The sequence below is a fragment of the Candidatus Streptomyces philanthi genome, assembly GCF_059553635.1.
Genome location: NZ_JCANQV010000395.1, coordinates 1 through 4,350 on the forward strand (window position 1 = coordinate 1; position 4,350 = coordinate 4,350).

At 74.9% G+C, this 4,350-nt stretch carries 4 protein-coding genes and 1 pseudogene; all 5 read left to right on the plus strand.

The genetic code is table 11. The features are described 5' to 3' along the window. A partial coding sequence (locus tag AC51EU_RS27615) for a pantoate--beta-alanine ligase (protein ID WP_496269811.1) occupies positions 1-229 on the plus strand: 229 nt, incomplete at its 5' end. Next, complete coding sequence (locus AC51EU_RS27620) at positions 226-2,046, plus strand: L-aspartate oxidase (protein WP_496269812.1); 1,821 nt, start codon at positions 226-228, stop codon at positions 2,044-2,046. The genes AC51EU_RS27615 and AC51EU_RS27620, both read left to right, overlap by 4 nt. Further along, positions 2,043-3,053 (plus strand): carboxylating nicotinate-nucleotide diphosphorylase, encoded by a 1,011-nt coding sequence (gene nadC / locus AC51EU_RS27625; RefSeq protein ID WP_496269813.1) that lies wholly within the window; start codon positions 2,043-2,045, stop codon positions 3,051-3,053. The genes AC51EU_RS27620 and nadC overlap by 4 nt, the downstream gene beginning before the upstream one ends. Positions 3,054-3,058: 5 nt before the next feature. Then, the gene (locus AC51EU_RS27630; protein ID WP_496269814.1) at positions 3,059-3,856 is read left to right on the plus strand and encodes a type III pantothenate kinase; all 798 of its coding nucleotides are present in this window, start codon (positions 3,059-3,061) and stop codon (positions 3,854-3,856) included. Between the two features lie 99 nt (positions 3,857-3,955). After that, positions 3,956-4,350: pseudogene (locus tag AC51EU_RS27635) on the plus strand (hypothetical protein); the annotation flags it as partial.

The following is a 4,350-nucleotide window of genomic DNA, read 5'->3' on the forward strand; positions in this document are numbered from 1 at the left end:
GCTCGACCCGCCGCTGGAGCTGGACTACCTGGCGCTGGTCGACCCGTCCGACTTCACGGAGGTCACGGACGACTACGAGGGCGAGGCGGTGCTCGCCGTCGCCGCCAAGGTCGGCACCACCCGTCTCATCGACAACATCCGCCTCACGTTCCCGGCGCACCGGACCGCCCCGCGCCCCGGCACCGCCGACGCCCACGCCCCCCAAGGCCCCCTCGGAGCGAGCCGATGACCGCCACCGGAACAGCCACCGGGAGCACCCCGGCCCCCGCCACCGGATGCCGTCTGACGGCCCCGCCCCCGGGGTGGGCGATCGACGCCGATGTCGTCGTGGTGGGCTCCGGTGTCGCCGGGCTGACGGCGGCCCTGCGCTGCGCCGCCGCCGGGCGCCGCACCGTCGTCGTCACCAAGGCCCGCCTCGACGACGGCTCCACGCGCTGGGCCCAGGGCGGCATCGCGGCGGCGCTCGGCGACGGCGACACCCCCGGGCAGCACCTCGACGACACCCTCGTCGCGGGCGCCGGGCTCTGCGACGAGACCGCCGTGCGCACCCTCGTCACCGAGGGGCCCGGCGCCGTCCACCGGCTGATCCGTACGGGCGCGCGGTTCGACACCGCCCCCGGGGGCGGCACCATCGCCCTCACCCGTGAGGGCGGCCACCACCGCCGGCGCATCGCGCACGCGGGCGGCGACGCCACCGGTGCCGAGATCTCCCGCGCCCTCGTCGAGGCGGTGCGCGCCGCCGGGCTGCGCATCGTCGAGAACGCCCTCGTCCTCGACCTCCTCACCGATGCGGAGGGCCGCACCTCGGGCGTGAGCCTGCACGTCATGGGGGAGGGGCAGCACGACGGCGTGGGGGCCGTGCACGCGCCCGCCGTGGTCCTCGCCACCGGGGGCATGGGCCAGGTCTTCTCCGCGACCACCAACCCCGCCGTCTCCACCGGCGACGGTGTCGCGCTGGCCCTGCGGGCCGGTGCCGAGGTCTCCGACCTCGAATTCGTCCAGTTCCACCCGACCGTCCTCTACCTGGGCCCGGACGCGGAGGGCCAGCAGCCGCTGATCTCCGAGGCCGTACGGGGCGAGGGCGCCCATCTGGTCGACGCGGACGGCGTCCGGTTCATGACCGGGCAGCACGAACTCGCCGAGCTGGCCCCGCGCGACATCGTGGCCAAGGCGATCACGCGCCGCGCCCGGGAGCAGGGCACCGCGCACATGTACCTGGACGCCCGGCACTTCGGCGCCGCCCTGTGGGAGAGCCGCTTCCCGACCATCCTCGCCGCCTGCCGCGCCCACGGCTTCGATCCGGTCGCCGAGCCCATACCCGTCGCCCCCGCAGCGCACTACGCCTCCGGGGGCGTCCGCACGGACCTGTACGGCCGGACGACCGTGCCGGGGCTGTACGCCTGCGGCGAGGTCGCCTGCACCGGTGTGCACGGCGCCAACCGCCTGGCCTCCAACTCCCTGCTCGAAGGGCTCGTCTTCGCCGAGCGGATCGCGGCGGACATCGCACGCGGGGCGCACGCGGGGGCGCGTACGGACGGCGGGCGCCCTCGTGCCCGTACGGCGGCCGCTCTCCCGCTCGTCGCCCCTGAGGCGCGGGCCACCGTGCAGCAGATCATGACCGAGGGCGCGGGCGTGCTGCGCAGCGCCGACGGCCTGGCGCGGGCCGCGGAACGGCTGGGCCGCCTCCACCGGGAGGCCGCCGAGGCCCATGAGCGGTCCGCGCGCCCCACGACGGACGCCGACGCCCCGTCGGGCAAGCCCCCGGTGCCCGGTGTCGAGGCGTGGGAGGCGACCAACTTGCTCTGCGTCGCCCGGGTGCTGGTCGAGGCGGCGCGGCGGCGCGCCGAGACGCGCGGCTGCCACTGGCGCGAGGACCACCCCGACCGGGACGACACCCTCTGGCGCCGCCACTTCCGCATCGTCCTCGACGCGGACCGCGCCCTCACCGTACGCACCACCGATTCCGCGGCCTTCCCGGCCACCACGGGCGCCGCAGGCGTCCCCGTACCCGCACCTCCCCATCCCGATACGGAGCCCACCCCGTGAGCAGCAGCACCCCGGACGACCTCCCCCTTCTCCAGATCGGCGCGCCCCCGTCCGGGACCGCCGGTGGCTGCGGTGACGGCTGCGGCTGCGGTGACGGCTATGAGCTGGACCCGCTGACCTGCGGCCTCGACCCGGACCTCGCGGCGCTGCTGGTGGACGCCGGGCTCGACCCCGTCCAGGTGGAGGGCATCGCCCACCTGGCCCTGGAGGAGGACCTCGACCAGGGGGTGGACGTCACGACCGTGGCGACCGTCCCCGAGGGCGCGGTGGCGACCGCCGACTTCACGGCCCGCGAGGCCGGTACGGTCGCCGGGCTGCGGATCGCCGAGGTGGTCCTGTCGATCGTGTGCACCGAGGAGTTCGCCGTAGAGCGGCACGTCGAGGACGGCGATCGGGTCGAGGCGGGCACCGTCCTGCTCAGCGTCACCACCCGCACCCGCGATCTGCTCACCGCCGAGCGCAGCGCCCTGAACATCCTGTGCCGGCTGTCCGGCATCGCGACCGCGACCCGGGCCTGGGCCGACGCCCTGGAGGGCACCGGCGCCAAGGTCCGCGACACCCGCAAGACGACGCCGGGCCTGCGCGCCCTGGAGAAGTTCGCGGTGCGCTGCGGCGGTGGCGTCAACCACCGGATGTCGCTGTCCGACGCCGCGCTGATCAAGGACAACCACGTCGTCGCGGCCGGGGGCGTCGCCGAGGCGTTCCGGGCCGTGCGCGACGAGTTCCCGGGCGTGCCGATCGAGGTGGAGGTCGACCGGCTCGACCAGATCCCGCCGGTCCTCGCCGAGGGCGCCGACCTGATCCTGCTGGACAACTTCACGCCCGAGCTGACCAAGGAGGCCGTCGACCTCGTCGCGGGCCGCGCCGCCCTGGAGTCCTCCGGCCGCCTCACCCTCGCCAGCGCCCGTACGTACGCGGAGACCGGCGTCGACTACCTGGCCGTCGGCGCGCTCACCCACTCCTCCCCGATCCTCGACATCGGCCTCGACCTGCGCGAGGACCACTGACCGCCATGCTGCTGACCATTGACGTGGGCAACACCCACACCGTTCTGGGCCTGTTCGACGGCGACGAGATCGTCGAGCACTGGCGGATCTCCACCGACGCCCGCCGCACCGCCGACGAACTGGCCGTCCTGCTGCACGGCCTGATGGGCATGCACCCGCTCCTCGGCGACGAGCTGGGCGACGGCATCGAGGGCATCGCCATCTGCTCCACCGTCCCCTCCGTCCTGCACGAGCTGCGCGAGGTCACCCGGCGCTACTACGGCGACGTGCCCGCCGTCCTGGTGGAGCCCGGCGTCAAGACGGGCGTGCCGATCCTCATGGACAACCCCAAGGAGGTCGGCGCCGACCGGATCATCAACGCGCTCGCCGCCGTCGAGCTGTACGGCGGACCCGCCGTCGTCGTCGACTTCGGCACCGCCACCACCTTCGACGCGGTGAGCGCGCGCGGCGAGTACGTCGGCGGGGTCATCGCGCCCGGCATCGAGATCTCGGTGGACGCCCTGGGTGTCAAGGGCGCCCAGCTCCGCAAGATCGAGCTGGCCCGGCCGCGCAGCGTGATCGGCAAGAACACCGTCGAGGCGATGCAGTCCGGCATCCTCTACGGGTTCGCCGGGCAGGTGGACGGGGTCGTCCGGCGGATGGCGCGGGAGCTGTCCGACGACCCGGACGAGGTGACCGTGATCGCCACGGGCGGTCTGTCGCCGATGGTCCTGGGCGAGTCCTCCGTGATCGACGAGCACGAGCCCTGGCTCACCCTGATCGGCCTGCGGCTGGTCTACGAGCGCAACGTCCTGCGGGGCTGAGCGGGGGCCCGCCGCCCGGGGCCGGTGCCCAAGGCGGCGGGCCGCGCCGCAGCCCCTCAATTGAGCGGCTTTTGTCCTTATTGGACGTAAAGTCCTCGCATGCCTATGCCATACGGATCCCACGGCGGCATGGCGTTCAGTGCCGAGGAACTGCGTGTGCTCCGTCGCGCCCTTGCCCGCGCACTGCCGCCCAACGCCCTCGCCGACCCGTTCGGCCCCCTGTCCCGGGAGCTGCCGGGGGACGCCGAGGAGTGCCGCAGGCTGGCCGAGGCGGTCGACGAGGCGGTGTGCGAGGGGGAGCGGCTGCGCGCCTTCCTGCACGCCGATCTCGCCCGCTACCGCGACGCCCTGCCCGGCTCCGCCGCCGGCTACCTCGGCCGCCTCCAGGAGGCCCTGCCGGGCGGCTACGCCCCCGTCCCCGACGACCTCGCCGCCCTGCGCGCCCTCGCCCGGCAGGACGCGGCACCGGACGAGCGGGAGCGTCGCCGCGCCCT

What these genes read in the sequence shown, in the direction of transcription:
- AC51EU_RS27620 (WP_496269812.1), top strand. Translation starts at nt 226, where the DNA reads ATGACCGCCACCGGAACAGCCACCGGGAGCACCCCGGCCCCCGCCACC.
- AC51EU_RS27630 (WP_496269814.1), top strand. Translation starts at nt 3,059, where the DNA reads ATGCTGCTGACCATTGACGTGGGCAACACCCACACCGTTCTGGGCCTG.